This window comes from Williamsia soli, assembly GCF_017377795.1.
In the GTDB taxonomy this organism is placed as follows: domain Bacteria; phylum Actinomycetota; class Actinomycetes; order Mycobacteriales; family Mycobacteriaceae; genus Williamsia; species Williamsia soli.
On the sequence record NZ_JAFRDR010000002.1, the window covers coordinates 769,643 to 787,499 of the forward strand.

At 65.1% G+C, this 17,857-nt stretch carries 14 protein-coding genes; 4 read left to right on the forward strand and 10 right to left on the reverse strand.

Annotated features, from left to right (window positions below; all coding sequences use genetic code 11):
- Positions 1–36: 36 nt before the first annotated feature.
- The 4 genes from sthA to J3S28_RS08200 form a co-directional block, all read right to left on the reverse strand.
- Positions 37–1,473, reverse strand: a complete 1,437-nt coding sequence (gene sthA / locus J3S28_RS08185) for a Si-specific NAD(P)(+) transhydrogenase (RefSeq protein ID WP_207839387.1) — start codon at positions 1,471–1,473, stop codon at positions 37–39.
- 119 nt (positions 1,474–1,592) lie between these two features.
- Positions 1,593–2,450 (reverse strand): PE-PPE domain-containing protein, encoded by an 858-nt coding sequence (locus J3S28_RS08190; RefSeq protein WP_207839388.1) that lies wholly within the window; start codon positions 2,448–2,450, stop codon positions 1,593–1,595.
- A gap of 79 nt (positions 2,451–2,529) precedes the next feature.
- Positions 2,530–3,327, reverse strand: coding sequence for an Fpg/Nei family DNA glycosylase (locus J3S28_RS08195; protein ID WP_207839389.1), 798 nt, complete (start codon positions 3,325–3,327; stop codon positions 2,530–2,532).
- Positions 3,328–3,344: 17 nt separating this feature from the next.
- Complete coding sequence (locus J3S28_RS08200; protein ID WP_207839390.1) at positions 3,345–3,818, reverse strand: ribose-5-phosphate isomerase; 474 nt, start codon at positions 3,816–3,818, stop codon at positions 3,345–3,347.
- Positions 3,819–3,897: 79 nt separating this feature from the next.
- Here J3S28_RS08200 and J3S28_RS08205 point away from each other — a divergent pair, with 79 nt between their 5' ends.
- On the forward strand, positions 3,898–4,950 hold the full coding sequence (locus J3S28_RS08205) for a M48 family metallopeptidase (RefSeq protein WP_307796954.1): 1,053 nt from the start codon (positions 3,898–3,900) through the stop codon (positions 4,948–4,950).
- A gap of 3 nt (positions 4,951–4,953) precedes the next feature.
- Here J3S28_RS08205 and J3S28_RS08210 read toward each other — a convergent pair whose 3' ends face one another.
- On the reverse strand, positions 4,954–5,565 hold the full coding sequence (locus J3S28_RS08210; RefSeq protein ID WP_207839392.1) for a mycothiol-dependent nitroreductase Rv2466c family protein: 612 nt from the start codon (positions 5,563–5,565) through the stop codon (positions 4,954–4,956).
- Between the two features lie 244 nt (positions 5,566–5,809).
- Between J3S28_RS08210 and pepN the strand changes: the two genes are divergently transcribed.
- Positions 5,810–8,377, forward strand: a complete 2,568-nt coding sequence (gene pepN, locus J3S28_RS08215) for an aminopeptidase N (RefSeq protein WP_207839393.1) — start codon at positions 5,810–5,812, stop codon at positions 8,375–8,377.
- Positions 8,378–8,436: 59 nt separating this feature from the next.
- On the opposite strand, the gene J3S28_RS08220 is transcribed toward pepN, so the two are convergent.
- From J3S28_RS08220 to J3S28_RS08230, 3 genes are all read right to left on the reverse strand, one after another.
- Positions 8,437–8,910: a DUF5130 family protein gene (locus tag J3S28_RS08220; protein ID WP_207839394.1), complete on the reverse strand. Its 474-nt coding sequence runs from the start codon at positions 8,908–8,910 to the stop codon at positions 8,437–8,439.
- Positions 8,897–9,148 (reverse strand): aa3-type cytochrome oxidase subunit CtaJ, encoded by a 252-nt coding sequence (gene ctaJ, locus J3S28_RS08225; RefSeq protein WP_207839396.1) that lies wholly within the window; start codon positions 9,146–9,148, stop codon positions 8,897–8,899. The genes J3S28_RS08220 and ctaJ overlap by 14 nt, the downstream gene beginning before the upstream one ends.
- Positions 9,149–9,294: 146 nt before the next feature.
- Positions 9,295–9,981, reverse strand: coding sequence for an HNH endonuclease (locus J3S28_RS08230; protein WP_207839398.1), 687 nt, complete (start codon positions 9,979–9,981; stop codon positions 9,295–9,297).
- A gap of 183 nt (positions 9,982–10,164) precedes the next feature.
- On the opposite strand from J3S28_RS08230, the gene J3S28_RS08235 reads away from it, so the two are divergent.
- Positions 10,165–10,560, forward strand: coding sequence for a globin (locus tag J3S28_RS08235; protein WP_207839400.1), 396 nt, complete (start codon positions 10,165–10,167; stop codon positions 10,558–10,560).
- A 133-nt stretch (positions 10,561–10,693) separates the two neighbouring features.
- Positions 10,694–12,277 carry a glycoside hydrolase family 13 protein gene (locus J3S28_RS08240; protein WP_237341326.1) on the forward strand — a complete coding sequence of 528 codons (1,584 nt, stop codon included), beginning with the start codon at positions 10,694–10,696 and terminating at the stop codon, positions 12,275–12,277.
- A 10-nt stretch (positions 12,278–12,287) separates the two neighbouring features.
- Here the strand turns inward: J3S28_RS08240 and J3S28_RS08245 are convergent, their stop codons facing one another.
- Both J3S28_RS08245 and J3S28_RS08250 read right to left on the reverse strand, forming a co-directional pair.
- The gene (locus J3S28_RS08245) at positions 12,288–12,980 is read right to left on the reverse strand and encodes a DUF8185 domain-containing protein (RefSeq protein ID WP_207839402.1); all 693 of its coding nucleotides are present in this window, start codon (positions 12,978–12,980) and stop codon (positions 12,288–12,290) included.
- Positions 12,980–17,797: an NAD-glutamate dehydrogenase gene (locus J3S28_RS08250; protein WP_207839403.1), complete on the reverse strand. Its 4,818-nt coding sequence runs from the start codon at positions 17,795–17,797 to the stop codon at positions 12,980–12,982. Before J3S28_RS08250 ends, J3S28_RS08245 begins: the two co-directional genes overlap by 1 nt.
- Between the last annotated feature and the right edge of the window lie 60 nt (positions 17,798–17,857).

The following is a 17,857-nucleotide window of genomic DNA, read 5'->3' on the forward strand; positions in this document are numbered from 1 at the left end:
ATCTTCCTCGGCGCCGTTCTCGTTGTCGGCCGCGCTCTACTCCGCCCCGAGCTCGTATCCGTTGCCGGCGCCGGTGACCCGCGCGATGGCTCGCATCTTGTTCACGGCGTCGAGGGCGGCGACCTTGTATCCCTCCGCCAGCGTCGGGTAGTTGAACACCGCGTCGACAAGGTAGTCGATGGTCCCGCCACATCCCATCACCGTCTGGCCGATGTGGACGAGTTCGGCAGCGTTGGAACCGAATACATGCACACCCAGGATGCTTCGATCCTGAGCATCCACCAACAGCTTGAGCATGCCGTAGGCGTCACCCATGATGGTGCCCCTGGCCAACTCGCGATACCGGGCGACCCCGACTTCGAACGGTACGTTCGCTGCGGTCAGCTCGTCCTCGGTCTTGCCGACGAAGCTGATCTCCGGGATCGAGTAGATACCGATCGGATGCTTCGACGAGTCCGTCTCCCCGACCGGCTCACCGAACGCGTCGTACGCGGCCCGGCGCCCTTGCTCCATCGCCGTTGACGCGAGCGCAGGGAATCCGATGACGTCGCCGACGGCATAGATGTGCGGAACGGCGGTGCGGAAGCGGTCGTCCACCTCCAACCGGCCGCGGTTGTCGCCTTCCAGACCCGCGGCAGCGACCCCGAGTTCCTCGGTGACCCCCTGCCTGCCCGCCGAGTACAGCACGGTATCGGCCGGGACCTTCTTCCCCGACTCGAGGATGGTCACCGTGCCCGACGTGTGTTTTTCGACCATCTTGACCGACTCTCCGAAGCGGAAGGTCACCCCGCGGTCGCGTAGCTGATATTGCAGGGCCTCGACGATCTCGCGGTCGACGAAGTCGAGCATGCTGACGCGTCGCTCGACGACCGTCACCTTGGTCCCGAGCGCAGCGAACATCGAGGCGTACTCGATTCCGATCACCCCGGCGCCCACCACCACCATCGACTGCGGAACCCGATTCATCCCGAGGATCTGGTCGGAGTCGACGATGGTCGCCCCGTCGAACTCGACACTCGCCGGCCGGGCGGGCTTGGTCCCGACTGCGATCACCGCATGGTCGAACGTGATGTTCTTGTGGTCGCCCCCGATCGACTCGACCTCGATTTCGTGCGGACCCAGGAACCTCGCATTGCCGATGAGCAGGGCAACCCTGTTGCGCGACAACTGGTTCTGGATGACGTCGATCTCTTTGCCGACGACGTGCGAGGTGCGTGCCGAGAGATCGCCCACGGTGATGTCGGTCTTGAGCCGATACGACTGGCCGTAGAGTTCACGCTGATTGAGACCCGTGAGGTAGAGCACCGCCTCGCGCATGGTCTTCGACGGAATGGTGCCGGTGTTGATGCACACCCCGCCGACCATGTCTCGACGCTCGATCACGGCGGCTTTCTTACCGAGCTTGGCGGCCGCGATCGCCGCCTTCTGTCCGGCGGGACCCGAGCCGATGACAACAAGATCGTAGTGATCCACGATTAATTCTCCCAGGGGTTGATCCTTCTGCGAATCAGTGTCGCCCACCTGGGCTCGCCGCACATTTCAGACGGGTGAATTGTTACCGGCGCCGACGAGAACCAGTGGCTCACCGCAGATCAGGCGGCACCCCGGTCACTTGCATGCGCGGCCATGAACGTCGCCTGGACCTGCAGCCACTGGACCAGGGTCTGGCAGCCGGTCAGTTCACTGCCCACCATCGGCTCTGCGGCATATCCGGTGTGTCGACCCCCTCGACGGTTGACCACCTTCAGTCCGCCGAGCATCAGACGGGCAGGAAGGTAACCCGCGACCTCCGAGGCCGCCACGCGCAGGCGCTGCAGGTCTCTGCGCCACTGCCGCGGACGTATCGAGGTCCGCGCCGCGTTCTGGAAACTGTTGCTGATCAACACCCGCCAGAGGCTGAACAACCAACCGCGCAGGTCACGCACCGACAATGCGGCGGTCAGATCGGCGACATCGCGCAGGAACGAATCGTCGCTGGCGTTGCAGATGACATCGTCGGGATCGGCGATCCACAGTGCGGGCAGATCTCGCGGCAGCGGTGCGCCCGGTCCCGCCAGCCCGAAACCGTCGCATCCGAGGACCGCGCCGGGAGGTTGATGAGGGTCGGCCACGAAACCCGCAGCCACGACACCGGCGAGAAGTCCGCTGCGCGCAAGCAGTTCCCTGATCACGACGCAACCCTGGGAGTAGCCGATCAGCATGATCGGTCCCTCGGTCTCGGCGATCGCGGCCGCGAGGCGGTCGACGCCCGTCTGGACGCTGGCCAGGTAGCTCACGCCCCTGGCTGCGGGAACAGGGCCGTAGCTGGCCGGGTAACCGACCCAGCGGCTCACGAATCGGTCATCGAGCCGATCGGTGACCTCAGCCAACAGGCCGGACACCTCGGACCGGACATCACCCGGATACGACTCGCCCGTTCCCCCGACCGTCAACACTGTCAGCGTGGTCATCAATTCATTCTGGAGAGCCAACCTGAGGCCGGCCTGAGGTCAGCCTGTGGCCGGTAGGTCAATCCGGCTGACAAGTCGGTCAATCCGGCTGGCAGGTCGGGCACCAGTAGACCTTGCGCGCCACCATCTCGCCCATCAACACCTCCGTGCCACAGACGCGACAGGGCTCACCGGCACGCCGGTACACATACGTGCGGGGCCGGCCGGGGCCGTACGCCGGCGCACCGTGATCGTCCGCCGGGCGCACGACGTGCATCTTGCCCCGTCGTACCCCCACCGCCATGAGTGCGACGAGGTCCTCCCAGACGCCGTCCCACTCGCCGCGGTCGACTGATGTACCCGGACGATGCGGATTGATGTTGGCGCGGAACAGCACCTCGGCCCGGTAGACGTTACCGACGCCGGCCAACACCTTCTGGTCCATCACCAACGCGCCGATCGCTTTGCGCGACTTGCTGATCGCCGACCAGGCGACCTCGGGGTCGGCGTCTTTGCGCAGGGGGTCCGGTCCCAGCCGAGCGGTCAGGGCGATCAGATCCTCCGGCGTGTAGAGCTCACAGGCCGTCGGACCTCGCAGGTCGGTGCCGTAGACGTCCGACTCGATGCGCATCCGCACCTGACCCACGGGCGCGGGTAAGGGGGACTTCCCGTCGGAAAAAGACCCGTACAGACCGAGATGCACATGCACCATGTCGCCGCCGCGATAGCGATGGATCAGGTGTTTCCCCCACGCCTCGGCGCCTGCGAACACCTGACCGTCGAGGCGGTCGGCCGTGGCCGCGAATCGACCCTGTGGGCTCGTCACCGACACCCGCCGGCCGGCGAGGCGACGGTGGTGCAGACGCGCGAGCCGGTGGAGCGTATGTCCTTCGGGCACAGGCGTCGCCGGTGAGTTCAGTCGCCGGGCAGCGTCGGCGGCGTCCCGGTGCGCTCGTACTCGGACAGGATGTCGATGCGCCGCTGGTGGCGCGCTTCTTCCGACCACGCGGTCGACACGAAAGCATCGACGATGGCCAGCGCCTCGTCCTTGCTGTGCATCCGTCCGCCGATGCCGATGAGCTGGGCGTTGTTGTGCTGACGCGCGAGCTGCGCGGTCTCCACACTCCAGGCGAGCGCGCACCGAGCGCCCGGGACCTTGTTCGCGGCGATCTGCTCGCCGTTACCGCTGCCGCCGAGGACGATGCCGAGACTGCCCTCGTCGGCGACGGTCCGGCGCGCAGCCTCGACGCAGAACGCCGGATAGTCGTCGAGGGCGTCGTATTCGTGCGCCCCGCAATCGATCACCTCATGTCCTGCGGAGGTCAGATGTTCGGCGATCTGCCCCTTCAACTCGAAGCCTGCATGGTCTCCACCCAGATACACGCGCATGCCGCCCAGTCTGTCAGAGGTAACGGGTGCAGAGAAAGCCACCCATCACCACGAACCGCCCGGCACTAGATTGGTGCTCGTGAATCCACAGCACCCACCGGCGTTCGGACAACCGGTCAGCACCTGGCTCGCACCCGCGCCGTATGCCGGTGAGCCGCGGCGCCATCCGTGGGAGATCCCGATGCTTGTCCTGGTGATCCTGGTGGGCGTCGGCGGGTACTCACTAGGGGTGGTGATGGTGTCGCTGGGCTACCTCGACACGTGGTTCATCCTGATCCTCGTCGCACCGTTGCTGATCTACCTCATCCGTGGTCTGACCTATGCGATGCCGCGGGTCAACGGCGTGAAGATGAGCTCCACCCAATTTCCCGAGGGTCATCAGATGGTGGTCGAGGCCGCCAGGCGGTTCGGCCTCGAACATGTCCCCGACGCCTACGTGGTCCTGGGCAACGGCACCATCAACGCCTTCGCATCGGGCCACGGCTTTCGCCGGTTCGTCGTGGTGTACTCCGACCTCTTCGAGATCGGCGGACAGGCTCGCAGTCCTGAAGCTCTCCGCTTCATCATCGGGCACGAGGTCGGCCACATCGCCGCCGGCCATGTCTCGTACTGGCGCCAACTCGGCTCGATCGTCGGCATGAACATCCCGGTCCTGGGCCAGGCCTTGTCCCGCTCGATGGAGTACACAGCAGACAACCACGGTTATTACCACCAGCCATCGGGCTCGCCCGGCGCCATCGGTGTCCTCGCCGCAGGCAAATACATGCTGACCTCGGTGAGCTTCGACGAGTTCGCCGATCGCGCGACCCACGAAAGAGGCTTCTTCACCTGGGTGACCAACCTGCAGTCGAGCCACCCGGTGCTCACGTGGCGAGCTGCTGCGCTCCGCGATCGGACCGGAGCAGGCCGGATGTTCTTCCGTCCCAGACACATCGTGCGCGGCATCGGAAGCGGGCATGTCCGGAAGCTCATGCCCATCGGGCCGCCCCCACAGTTCGGCGGGCCACCGATCACCGCCTACCCGCCGTCGCCGAATCACCCGCCGCCGTCGGCCGTGCCCCCGTCGCCACCCGGCCCACCGGTCGATCTCCGCAAGCCCGAGACCGACCGGAGTGAGGACGAGTCGCAATAGTGCTCAGTCGAACTGAGGATCCTCGTCGCGGCTTCGCTTCAGTTCGAAGAAGTGCGGGTAGCTCGCCAACGCGACCGACCCGTCCCAGACGCGGCCTGCGTCCTCGCCACGCGGGATACGCGAGAGCACCGGACCGAAGAACGCCACATCGTTGATATGGATGGTCGGAGTCCCCACGTCGTCGCCGACCTTGTCCATCCCGGCGTGATGGCTCTTGCGGATTGCGTCGTCGAACGTGGTCTCGTCGGCGGCTTCCGCCCACTCCGCGGGGAGACCGAGCTCTGCCAGGGCGGCGGGTATCACCTCGTCGAAGTCTTTGACGCCCTTGTTGTGGATGAGCGTGCCGAACGCCGTGTACAGCGGCGACAAGATCTCATCACCCCGCTCGGACTGGGCTTTGGCGATCACGCGAACCGGACGCCATGCCTGCTTGAGACCCTCGCGGTATTCCTCCGGGATGTCCTTGCCCTCGTTCAACACCGCCAGGCTCATGATGTGGAAGTTGGTCTCGATGGTCCGGACCTTTTCCACCTCGAGAATCCAGCGGGAGGTGATCCAGCACCACGGGCAGAGCGGATCGAACCAGAAATCAACACGATCAATCGAGTCAGTCATTCGCAGAACACTCCTTGTTCAGGGTCGACGTCAGCGTCAACCGATGTGACCATCACCAAGACCAACAACCGGCGGCCTCCAGCATTCCCGGTCCGGTGCACGCGCGCCACCACGCCGCCAGGCAATACGGTAGTTGTGTACTGGTCAGCAAGACGTCCCACCACCAGCCACAATTTCTCATGAACATCCGCAATCCACCATCAACATCCGCATCCAACATCTCTGCGAAGGCGAGGCAACCCACGTGGCGGCACCAAATTTGACCCGTGATCTCGCGGGCCAGCGCTCGGCGAACATCTCGGTCTCGAACTATGCGATCGATCTCGACCTCACCGACGGCGCAGGCAAACCGAGCGAGAAGACGTTCCGGTCGGCGGTGACCATCACGTTCAGCGCATCCGCGGGCTCGTCATCGTTCGTCGACCTGATCGCCGAGACGGTCCATACAGCGACGTTGAACGGGACAGCGCTGGACATCGCCGGATACTCCGAGGAAGACGGGCTGGCCCTGGCGGACCTGGCCGCCGAGAACACTCTCGAGATCGTTGCCGATTGCGTGTACTCGCACACCGGCGAGGGCCTGCACCGCTTCGTCGACCCGACAGATGACGCGGTCTACCTCTATTCACAATTCGAGACTGCCGATGCCAAGCGGATGTTCGCGTGTTTCGACCAGCCGGACATGAAGGCGACTTTTGATGTCACCGTCACCGCGCCCACCGATTGGAAGGTGATCTCCAACGGGGCTGGTACCGAAACATCGCCGGGCACACACACATTCGCGACGACTCCCCTGCTCAGTACCTACCTGGTCGCCCTCATCGCCGGCCCGTACACGCAGTGGACAGACGACTACACCGACGAGCACGGCACGATCGACCTCGGCATCTTCTGCCGATCGTCGCTGGCGGAGTTCATGGACGAAGAACGACTGTTCACCGAGACCAAGCAGGGGTTCGAGTTCTACCACAAGAACTTCGGCATTCCGTACGCGTTCGGCAAATACGATCAGCTGTTCGTTCCTGAGTTCAACGCCGGAGCGATGGAGAACGCCGGCGCGGTCACCTTCCTGGAGGACTACGTCTTCCGGTCCAAGGTGACGAAGTATCTCTATGAGCGGCGCGCCGAGACCGTCCTGCACGAGATGGCCCACATGTGGTTCGGCGACCTGGTCACCATGCAGTGGTGGGATGACCTGTGGCTCAACGAGTCCTTTGCCACCTTCGCCTCGGTGCTCTGCCAGTCGGAGGCCACCGAATACAAGAACGCCTGGACCACTTTCGCCAACGTGGAGAAGTCCTGGGCCTACCGCCAGGACCAGTTGCCTTCCACGCACCCGGTGGCCGCCGACATCCCCGACATCGCGGCGGTCGAGGTGAACTTCGACGGGATCACCTACGCCAAAGGTGCATCCGTGCTCAAGCAGCTCGTCGCCTATGTGGGTCTCGACCACTTCCTGGCCGGTCTGCGAGACTACTTCCAGGCACACAAGTTCGGGAACGCCACATTCAGCGATCTGCTCGGAGCCCTCGAGAAGTCGTCCGGTCGGGATCTGTCCGACTGGGGCTCGCAATGGCTCAAGACCACCGGGATCAACGTCATCCGACCGGACTTCGATCTCGACGACTCGGGAGTGATCACCCGGTTCGACATCCTCCAGGACGGCGCGGCACCCGGCGCCGGCGAGACCCGGACGCACCGCCTCGCCGTCGGTGTCTACGACGACGTAGACGGAAAGCTGGTGCGTACCAAGCGAGTCGAACTCGATGTCGCCGGTGATCGCACTTCGGTCGCCGAGCTGGTCGGGGTTCATCGCGGACAACTCATCCTGCTCAACGACGACGATTTGACCTACTGCTCAGTGCGCCTGGACCCCGACTCGCTGGCGACGGTGACCAACCGGATCGGCGACATCAGCGAATCGATGCCGCGGACCCTGGCGTGGTCGGCCGCGTGGGAGATGACCCGGCAGGCCGAGATGCGCGCCCGTGACTTCGCGGCCCTGGTCGCTCACGGCATCGGATCGGAAACGGAGATCGGAGTGGTGCAGCGGGTGCTCTTGCAGGCCCAGACCGCGATCGACGCGTACGCCGACCCGGAGTGGGCCGCGGCGACCGGCTGGCCTGAGTTCAGCACCCGCCTCCTCGAACTCGCCCGAGCGGCCGAGCCCGGCTCGGATCATCAGCTGGCGTTCGTGAACTCGCTGCTGTCCGGGGCGCTGGCGCCGGAGCAGACCGACGTGGTCGCAGCGTTGCTCGATGGTGACCCCGCCGACCAGGGTCTGCAGGGACTGACCGTGGACACCGATCTGCGCTGGTCGATCGTCAACGCCTTGGCGACCGCAGGCGCCATCGACACCGATCCGTCCAGCACTCCGGTGATCGACGCGGAACTCGAACGCGACAACACCTCTGCGGGCAGCCGTCAGGCCGCCAAGGCCAGGGCTGCCCGGCCCTTGGCCGAGGCGAAGGCAGATGCCTGGTCACGTGCGGTGGAGGACGATTCGCTGTCCAATACCTTGAGCCGGTCGATCATCGCCGGATTCTCCCGCCCGGGGCAGGGCGAGCTCCTCGCGCCGTACACCGCGAAATACTTCGAGGCGGTGCCGCAGGTCTGGGCGCGCCGTTCGAGCGAGGTGGCGCAGACGGTTGTGGTCGGTCTCTACCCGAACTGGGCGGCCGACGAGCACGGACTGGCACTCGCCGACGAACTCCTGGCCGGCGACCATCCCTCGGCCTTGCGGCGGCTGATCTCCGAAGGCCGCGACACCGTGGCCCGCGCGTTGCGGGCGCGCGAGTTCGACAAGAGCTGAGCGCACAGAAAAGGCGGGGTGACCGAGAGGTCACCCCGCCTTTTTCTGAGTTCAGCGAATCAGCGAATCGTCGCCGCTGCTGCGATGACGCGGATCGCAGAGATGATCCCGTCGACCAGGTCGCCGGAACGGATCCCGGCAATCGCGGCAGTCACACCGAGTTGTGCCACTCGATCGTTAAGACGGGCAGCCACCTCTTTGCCGGAGACGACCACAACGTCTTTGGTGTTGGGTGCAATTGCGATCAGGACCGCATGTTCGGGCTCCGGCGCACTCGGCAGGATCGCAGACGCGCCTGCGAAGGCGTCATCGCCGAGATCACCGATGAACACCGAGAACCGGATGCCGGTCTCGTCGGTCGCGTCGGCGAGCGCTTCGTCCAGCGCGACCAACTCGTCGGTCTGAAACGGCGGGGTCGTCGGGACGTCACCCGGGAAACGTGCTGCCGAGACGCGACCGCTCGGAGTCAGCACCGCACCCATCGGGAGCGAATCCGGATCGACATTGGACTTGACCAGGTCACCACTTGCCACTTGCCGAGCCTCCGATCAGATCGTCGTGGCCGTGCCCGTGGTAACCGGGAGCCACCGGATTCGCCTCCGTGGCGCTGAGCAGCAGCGGACCGTGCTCCCACTTCTGGTCGATCTTGTAGTACTGCACCTTGGGGTACTTGACCCCACTGGTGATGACCAGTGCCCCGATCACCAAGACCACCGAGATGATGGTGATGATGATGACCGGCATGCCGATCGCCACTATCAGGTCTTCCATCGCATCCGCCCTTCAGACTGCTCAGTTGGTCGAGCTCCGCTCGCTTCGTCTCGACTCGACTTCTTGCCTCAAAACTTAGCCGACGACCCCGGCGTATGCGTCGTCAGGTCGCCCGTGTCCCTGGTCGGGCCCGTCGACGCCCAGACCTACGCTGCCCCCAGATCGAGGTAGCGCATCCACGCCGGATCGAAGTCCTTCACGGTCGCCAACAACCGCCAATGCCTGCCCTTGGGGGCGGTCAGCGGCACCTTGAGCGTCCACCCGAGCTCGCTGAGCAGCTTGTCGGCCTTCTTGTGATTGCACGAAGCGCAGCAGGCCACGCAGTTGTCCCAGGTGTGGGTGCCGCCGCGACTGCGCGGGACCACGTGGTCGATGGTGTCCGCCTTGCCACCGCAGTAGCCACATCTCGTCCGGTCGCGTTGCATGAGCGCAGCCCTCGTCATCGGGATGACCGCGCGATACGGAACCCGGACGTAGGTGCGCAACCGGATCACCGACGGGATGGCGAGTGCAAGGTCTGCCGAATGAATGAGGGGGCCGGCGCCGTCCTCATGGATGACGTCGGCCCGCTCGCGAAGGACCAGGACTATCGCGCGACGTATCGAGATGGCGGCGAGTGGCTCATAGGTCGCGTTGAGGAGCAGGACCCGATGTTTGCCCCACCGGGAGGCGGCACCTGTGGGCGGTGCCATCACTGCGTCGGTCGCACCGGAACGGGGGTCGAGGGTCGACACGCTGGCCTCGCCTCGTGACCGGACGCGCGCGTCGGCACGGGCCGCGACACCTTCCTGCCCCGCGCGTACCTTCTCGCGCTGCGTCTTCGTCCGCGACATCTAACCTCCCGGCCAAACAACCGACCTCGGTGGGAACGATTCAGTTCAGCATGGAAACGCGATTAATGCACGACAATATGAAGCCTCGACGGAGGTCGTTTCGGTGAACACTGTGTGTCGGCCTCGATCGTCCGGCAGACCGGCGCCCGGGTGCCCGATTGGAGATGATGGAACAATGCAGGGGTGAGTACTTCTCCGCAGACGTTCTACGAGGCAGTGGGCGGCGAACAGACTTTCCACGATCTGACCGCACGCTTCTACGAGGAGGTCGCGGGGGACGAGATCCTGCGGCCGCTCTATCCCGAGGAAGATCTCGGCCCTGCCGAGCGCAGGATGCGTATGTTCCTCGAGCAGTACTGGGGTGGTCCGCGAACGTACTCCGATGAGCGAGGGCATCCACGGTTGCGGATGCGACACAACCCCTTCCGTATCGGGCAGCTGGAGAAGGCGGCGTGGCTGCGGTGCATGCACATCGCGATCGCGTCCATCGACTCCCAGAGACTGGACGACGAGCATCGGCAGGCCCTCACCGAGTACATGGAGATGGCCGCCGAGTCCATGGTGAACACGCCCATGTGAGACGTGCGACGCACGTAGCGGTGTGATCGCGACCTCCACTGGTACGTGAGGCAAGATGAGTGATGTGAGTGACACGCCGAACAACGATCTTTCCGCAGCCGAAACCGATGCGGCACAGCGCGTTCAGCCTGCGATGACGGCCGAATACCCGCTGTGGTGGCAAAACGCGATCTTTTACCAGATCTACCCACGATCGTTCTCAGATCACAATGGAGATGGGGTCGGCGACATCCCGGGTGTGATCGACAAACTCGGGTACCTCGAGCTGCTCGGTATCGACGCCCTCTGGCTGAGTCCCGTGATGAAGTCCCCGATGGCCGACCACGGTTATGACGTATCCGATCCTCGCGACATCGACCCGCTGTTCGGCGGCCTCGACTCGCTCGACACCCTCATCGCCGAGGCGCACAGTCGTGGCATCAAGGTCACCATGGATCTGGTCCCCAACCACACCAGCGATCAGCACGCGTGGTTTCTGGAAGCTCTCGGGGCAGCCCCGGGGAGCCCGGCCCGTGAGCGTTATATCTTCCGGGACGGCAAAGGGCCCGACGGCAACGAGCCTCCGAACAACTGGCCCAGCGTGTTCGGTGGGCCGGCATGGACCCGGATCACCGAGCCCGACGGAACTCCCGGCCAGTGGTACCTGCACATCTTCGCTCCCGAGCAACCCGATCTGAACTGGGACAACCCCGAGGTCTTCGCCGACCTCGAGAAAACCCTTCGATTCTGGCTCGACCGCGGAGTCGACGGTTTCCGCATCGACGTCGCCCACGGGATGGCCAAGCCCGAGGGTCTGCCGGATATGGACCACGAGGCGGTCGGCCTGCTCAGCAACGACGATGACGATCCGCGCTTCAACAACGCCGGCGTCCACGACATCCACCGGCGGATCCGCGCAGTGCTCGACGACTACCCCGACGCGATGACTGTCGGCGAGATCTGGGTGAAGGACAACGTCCGATTCGCCGAGTACGTGCGACCGGACGAACTCCACCTGGGCTTCAACTTCCGACTGGCAAAGGTGCAGTTCGACTCGGAGGAGATCCGGGAAGCCATCGAGCATTCGCTCGAAGCGGTCGCCTCGGTGTCGGGCACGCCGACCTGGACACTGTCGAATCACGATGTCGAGCGCGAGGTCACCCGCTACGCGGAGCATGACTCACCCTCGGCCGGCATCGACCGGGCACGGGCGATGATCCTCGTCGAACTGGCGCTGCCGGGCGCCGCGTTCATCTACAACGGCGCCGAACTGGGTCTGCCGAACGCCGACCTCCCCGACGACGTGCTCCAGGATCCGGTGTGGGAGCGCTCAGGTCATACCGAACGTGGCCGCGACGGCTGCCGTGTGCCGCTGCCCTGGGAAGGTGCCTCGCCGCCGTTCGCGTTCTCCACCAATGCCGACACCTGGTTGCCGATTCCGGCGGAATGGTCCGGACTGACCGTCGAATCCCAACTCGAGGACATCGATTCCACCCTGTCGCTCTACCGGCAGGCCATCGAACTGCGGAAGAACCGTCCGGAGTTCGCCGGTGAGGGCATCGAGTGGTACGGCGCGCCCGAAGGCTGCCTGGCCTTCCGGCGAACGATGGGCAAGTTGGTCTGCGCTCTCAACGCCGGTCCGAACCCCATCGGCCTGCCGCCCGGCGATCTGTTGTTGAGCAGCGCACCGCTGATCGACGGCAAGCTGGCGCCGAACTCCGCGGCGTGGCTTATCTGAGGCCTGGGAGTCAGCTGACCGACAAAGACAGTGCCATCGTCCGGCGCTGATAGACCGAACCGAATCGGGCGTCCAGCCGGATCCACACCGCCGTGTGCCGAACCCGGACCATCTCGCCCGCGTCGATCAGGTCGATCGACGATGCCTCGGTGACGTCACGGTTGTCGGACTGCCTGACGAAACCCATCGCTGTCAACGCGAAGATCGATCGCATCGATATCCCCACGACCTGGTCAGAAGTCTCAGCGGAGACGTCGAGCACCTGCTGGTTCAGCAAGGAGGTCGGTGGGCCGTGTCCGCTGCCCTGGGTTCGGGCCACTTCGGCGCCGCTGCGCGAGAGCTCCACCAGGACGCGGGCGGGCACGTCGTCGAGATGTGAGAACCCGTCCACCGGCGGCAGCGCACCGTGCCATGCGCTGTCGAGGGCGAAGCCGGTGTCGACCGTCGCCGTTCCGGGGTTCGATGCCGCGGCCTGCAGCGCCGACCGCAGTTCCGCCGCGCCACAGACCACGTCGTCTCCGGAGATCGACCCCACCACCACCCGGCTCGCCAGCACGTCGAATCCGGTGTTGACCCACACCCCGAGAAGTCCGTCCGGTCGGCTCCGGATCCGGAGCACGGCCATGTCGTCGCCCCGTAGCGCCCGCGCGGCGAAGGTCGAGAGGTCGACCCGGTCGTGCGCGGCAAGCGTGAGCTCTGCCATCAGCGGATCGTACTTCGCAGTTGACGCGCAGCCACCGACAGCGTGGCCAAGTCCAGGTCGCCCGACTCCGCGATCTCCGACAGGGTCGTCCGGACACGGGACAGTCGCGAGGCGTTGCCGAGTTCCCAATCGGCGATCTTCTCGTCGGCCGATTCTTCGGGTTCTCCCGAATCGAGGATCACCAGGCACAACGCACGTAACGCGCCGTGCAGATCGTCACGTAGCGCAAGTCGCGCGAGGGAATGCCAGCGATCCTTGCGATCGAGGTCCGAGACCGCATTGAGGAGCTGTTCCACACCGAGGTGGTCCATCAGCGCGAAGTACAGTTCGCCCACCTCTTCCGGGTCACGGTCGGCGATCTCCGCTGCATCGATGATGTCGAGGAGACAGAATCGGTGCAGACTCACCGCGACCGCCTGGGCGGTCTTCTCCGGCACGCCGGCGTCGACGAGGTCGCTCGCGCGTTCGCCCACCCCGCCCTCGGAGATGCCTCGGAGCCAGTTCGGCAGCCGCGGTGACAGCTCGGCCACGAGGTCTCCGTACCGTGTCACCTCCGCCGCCATCGCCAACGGCTGAGGCCTTCCGGCGATCATCCACCGCGAGGCCCGGAAGAGCAGCCGTCGGGTGTAGACGACCATTGCGTTGGTCGTCGGGATGTCGCACGGCGCGGCGGCGATGTCATGCCATAGGGCGTGCAATCCGAAGATGTCGGTGACGGCCTGATACGAGCGCACGACGTCGACGGGGTCCGACCCGCTCCCCTCGCACAGGCGGAAGACATGCGTGATGCCCGCGTTGTCGACGAGATCGTTCACCACCGCGGTCGTGACGATCTCGCGGCGCAGTGGATGCGTGGCGATGCCGTCTGCGAACCGCTCCTGCAGAGGCCGCGGAAAGTAGTCGATCAGACGTGGCGAGAAGACGTCGTTGTCGGGCAGATCGCCGGCCAACATGTCCGCCTTCAATCCCAGCTTCACGTGCGCCATCACCGTCGCGAGTTCCGGCGAGGTCAATCCACTTCTGCCCGTGACGTTTCCGCGTTTGATCAGGTCGGCGGGCCGGGGCAGCGCCTCGAGCCGCAGATCCACCCCGCGGGCCGCGAGGTCTTTGAGCAGCCGCGTGTAGACATCGGCAGTACCCGCAGCGCCGGCCCGGCTGGTTCCCAGTTCGGCGTTCTGCGAGACGTTGTCGGCGAGGACGAGATCGCCCACCTCGGTGGTCATCGATTCGAGCAGGGGATTTCGCTGCGCCGCCACGAGATTGCCTGCCGACACCTGGGAGTCGAGGAGGATCTTGATGTTGACCTCGTGATCGGAGCAGTCGACACCGGCCGAGTTGTCCATGGCGTCGGTGTTGATGCGGCCGCCGCTCAGATCGAACTCGATGCGGCCGAGCTCGGTCACTCCGAGGTTGCCACCCTCTCCGATCACTCTGGCGCGCAACTCATTACCGTCGACACGGATGGCGTCGTTGGCCTTGTCACCGACGTCCTCGTGAGACTGTGTGCTGGCCTTGACGTAGGTGCCGATACCGCCGTTCCAGAGCAGATCGACCGGCGACAGCAAGATCGCCCGGATGAGATCCGGCGGCGAGAGGTGACTGATGTCATCCGACAACCCCAGCGCGGTGGCCACCTGCGGGCTCACGGGTATCGACTTCTGATCGCGTGGCCACACTCCGCCACCGGTGCTGATCAGATCGGTGTTGTAATCGGCCCACGATGACCGCGGAAGGTCGTACAACCGCTGCCGTTCGGTGAACGACGCCGCGGCGTCCGGGTCAGGGTCGATGAAGACGTGGCGGTGGTCGAAGGCCGCCACGAGCCGGATGTGCTCGGAGAGCAACATGCCGTTGCCGAACACGTCGCCGCTCATGTCCCCGACGCCGACGACCGTGAAATCCTCCGTCTGGGTGTCGGTGCCCATCTCGCGGAAGTGGCGTTTGACCGCCTCCCACGCACCGCGTGCGGTGATCCCCATGGCCTTGTGGTCGTAGCCCGCCGAACCACCTGATGCGAACGCATCACCGAGCCAGAAGTTGTATTGGCCCGCAACATCGTTGGCGATGTCGGAGAAGGTGGCGGTGCCCTTGTCCGCGGCCACGACGAGGTACGGGTCGTCGTCATCGCGGCGAACCACCTCGGCAGGGCCGACCGTCTCACCAGTTCTCTGATCGATGTTGTCGGTCAGGTCCAGCAATCCGGCGATGAACCGGCGATAACATTCGATGCCTTCAGCGCGGAACGCATCGCGATCTGCTGCGGGATCCCCGGTGGGAATCGGTGGTCGCCTCACCACGAATCCGCCTTTGGAACCGACCGGCACGATGACGGCGTTCTTCACGGCCTGGGCCTTGACCAGACCGAGGATCTCGGTTCGGAAATCCTCCTGCCGATCCGACCAGCGCAATCCGCCGCGGGCGACGGACCCGAAGCGCAGATGGACACCCTCGACGCGAGGTGAGTACACGTAGATCTCGAACAGTGGTCGCGGTTGAGGGGTCTGCGGGATGTCCCGCGGCCGGAACTTGAAACTGAGCACTTTGTGCGGCAGTCCCTGGTTATCCGTGCCGTAGTAGTTCGTGCGAACGGTTGCCGAGAGCGCCGCGACATAGGCATTGACGATCCTGTCGACATCCATGCTGATGATGGCCCCGATCGCGGCCGTCAGCTCGCCGAGGACCTCGGCGCGCCGGCCATCGTCGGCTGACCGTGGATCGAAAGATGCCCGGAACAGTTCGACCAGGGACTTGGTCACCGAGACGTTGGTTCCCAGCACGGCGGCAACGTGGGCCACGCTGTAGGAGGAACCGCATTGTCGCAGGTATCTCGCGTAGGCCCTCAACATCGCGGCCTCGCGCCACGACAGTCCGCAGCGGAAGATCAGTTCGTTGAAATTGTCGACCTCGGCATGCCCCCGCCACATCTGCGCGAACGCGTCGGTGAAACGATCCTCGACATCTGTGAGACTGCCGGCATCCACGATCATCCCGCCCGCCAGCGTCAGCCCGAACTCGTACACATAACACTGCTCACCGTCCTGCCGACGGATCTCGAACGGCCGCTCGTCGAGGACGTTCACGCCAAGACTGTGCAGCACCGGCAACACCTCGGTCAGCGTGGCGGGCCTGCCGCAGAGATAGAACGAGAAGCGCCAATCGGCCCGCCCGGACGGACTGTCGTCATCGGTCGTGGCTTGGTGCAGCCTGACGTGAAAATCGCCCCCGGCCAGCGACTGGACGATTTCGATGTCCTCGAACGCCTCCTGTGGATCGCGCACGTCCTTGTAGCTGTCCGGCAACGTGGACGTGAAGAACGAGACCTCATCGACGACGTCTGGACTCAGAGCGCTCGCCGCGACCTCCCGCAACCGTTCGTCCCAACCCCGGGCCGCCTCGATGAGCGTGTTCTGGATCTCCACCTGCCCCGCCGACCCGACCGCCAGGCCTCCCAGCCGGTCACAGTCCGGCGTCTTCACCCGCATCATGACGTGCAGGAGCGCGAGCGCCGATTCACTGACCCGCGCGGTGTATTCCAGTGCGTCACCACCGAGTTCGTCGAGCAAGAGATTCTGGAGTGTCTCGCGAAGTCGTGTCGTGTAGCGATCTCTCGGCAGATAGACCAGCGCCGAGACGATCTCACCGGCCGGGTCCGGGCGCAGGAATACGCGTAGTTGGCGGTTGGGGACGGCCTCGAGAACCTCGGTGAGTGTTCGGGCCATCTCATCGGCCTCCACCGAGAACAGCTCGGACCGTGGGAACGTCTGCAGCAACTCGAGCATGGCCATGCCGGTGTACGAATCAGCCTGGACGTCGGCTGCCGCGAGGATCGCTGCCACCTTGGCGTCGAGAACCGGGATCTCGAGAATGTTCTCGTGGAGGGCGGTGGGCGTGAAGGTACCGACGAACACGTGCTCGCCCACCCGGTTGCCCGCGCCGTCGTAATCGGCGACCCCGATCAGACTCGGGAAGTTGGACCGCTGGATGCGGGTCGGCAGATACAGCTGTCGCACCGACACCGCATCCGCGCCGCCGGTGGCCCGGTGCGCCACAGCGCCGCTGCGCCAGACCCCGAGACCGGAATCCGGATCCGGGGTAGCCGCACCAGCCGGCCCGGAGCAATGGACGTATCCGTACGGCGCGAAGTGGTACTCGGCGAGCCACGACAACATGCGGCCGTAGTCGCCTGCCACCGCCTGGTCGAGGCCGTCGGGCGCCGTCTCCGTCGCGTACGCGGCGAAGTCACCGGCGAGGTCGGTGATCACGGACAGCATCGCGGCGCGGTCGCGGTGGACGTCCGCGATGCGACCCACCACGATGTCCAGCTCGCGAGAGAGCTGGTCGATGTCCACCGCGGAGACGTTCGGTGTCGCCTCGACGTGGATCCACGATTCGGCCGAGAACTGCACGAATCCGGACTCCTGCGGTGTGCCCACCTCGAGCAGGACACCGTCGGCGCCGCGTCGGACGTCCATGATCGGGTGATCGATGCGCACCACCGTCAGACCCGCGGCTTCCAGCACCGCAACCACGGACTCGACGAGCAGCGGCATGTCGTCCGCGACGAGAACCATCGACAGGATCCCGCGGTCGATGACCAGATCGCTGGCGGCGCCACCGCCGGTCCGTGCGTACGCGACACCGAGATGGTGGACGAGCTGGGATTGTTGCGCGGCCTCCAGTTCGTCCCAGCCCGGGCCTTTCCGGGCGCCGGGCCTGTGAAAATATCCTCTGACCGCTTGTGGCAGAAGGTCTTTCACAGGCGCCGACACATTCCCGAGAACAGAATCCGTCAGATCAGACTGTGTCGATCCGGTCATCGCCGTCACTCCCGCAGTTGATCGGTCGCCCACGGGATCTCCGCGGGGTCTGGCTTCAAA

Excerpts from the sequence above, each read along its gene's own strand:
- J3S28_RS08230 (WP_207839398.1), bottom strand. The coding sequence starts at position 9,981 with ATGTCGCGGACGAAGACGCAGCGCGAGAAGGTACGCGCGGGGCAGGAA.
- J3S28_RS08210 (WP_207839392.1), bottom strand. The coding sequence starts at position 5,565 with ATGACTGACTCGATTGATCGTGTTGATTTCTGGTTCGATCCGCTCTGC.
- J3S28_RS08250 (WP_207839403.1), bottom strand. The coding sequence starts at position 17,797 with ATGACCGGATCGACACAGTCTGATCTGACGGATTCTGTTCTCGGGAAT.
- J3S28_RS08200 (WP_207839390.1), bottom strand. The coding sequence starts at position 3,818 with ATGCGCGTGTATCTGGGTGGAGACCATGCAGGCTTCGAGTTGAAGGGG.
- J3S28_RS08245 (WP_207839402.1), bottom strand. The coding sequence starts at position 12,980 with ATGGCAGAGCTCACGCTTGCCGCGCACGACCGGGTCGACCTCTCGACC.
- J3S28_RS08240 (WP_237341326.1), top strand. The coding sequence starts at position 10,694 with ATGACGGCCGAATACCCGCTGTGGTGGCAAAACGCGATCTTTTACCAG.
- ctaJ (WP_207839396.1), bottom strand. The coding sequence starts at position 9,148 with ATGGAAGACCTGATAGTGGCGATCGGCATGCCGGTCATCATCATCACC.
- J3S28_RS08190 (WP_207839388.1), bottom strand. The coding sequence starts at position 2,450 with ATGACCACGCTGACAGTGTTGACGGTCGGGGGAACGGGCGAGTCGTAT.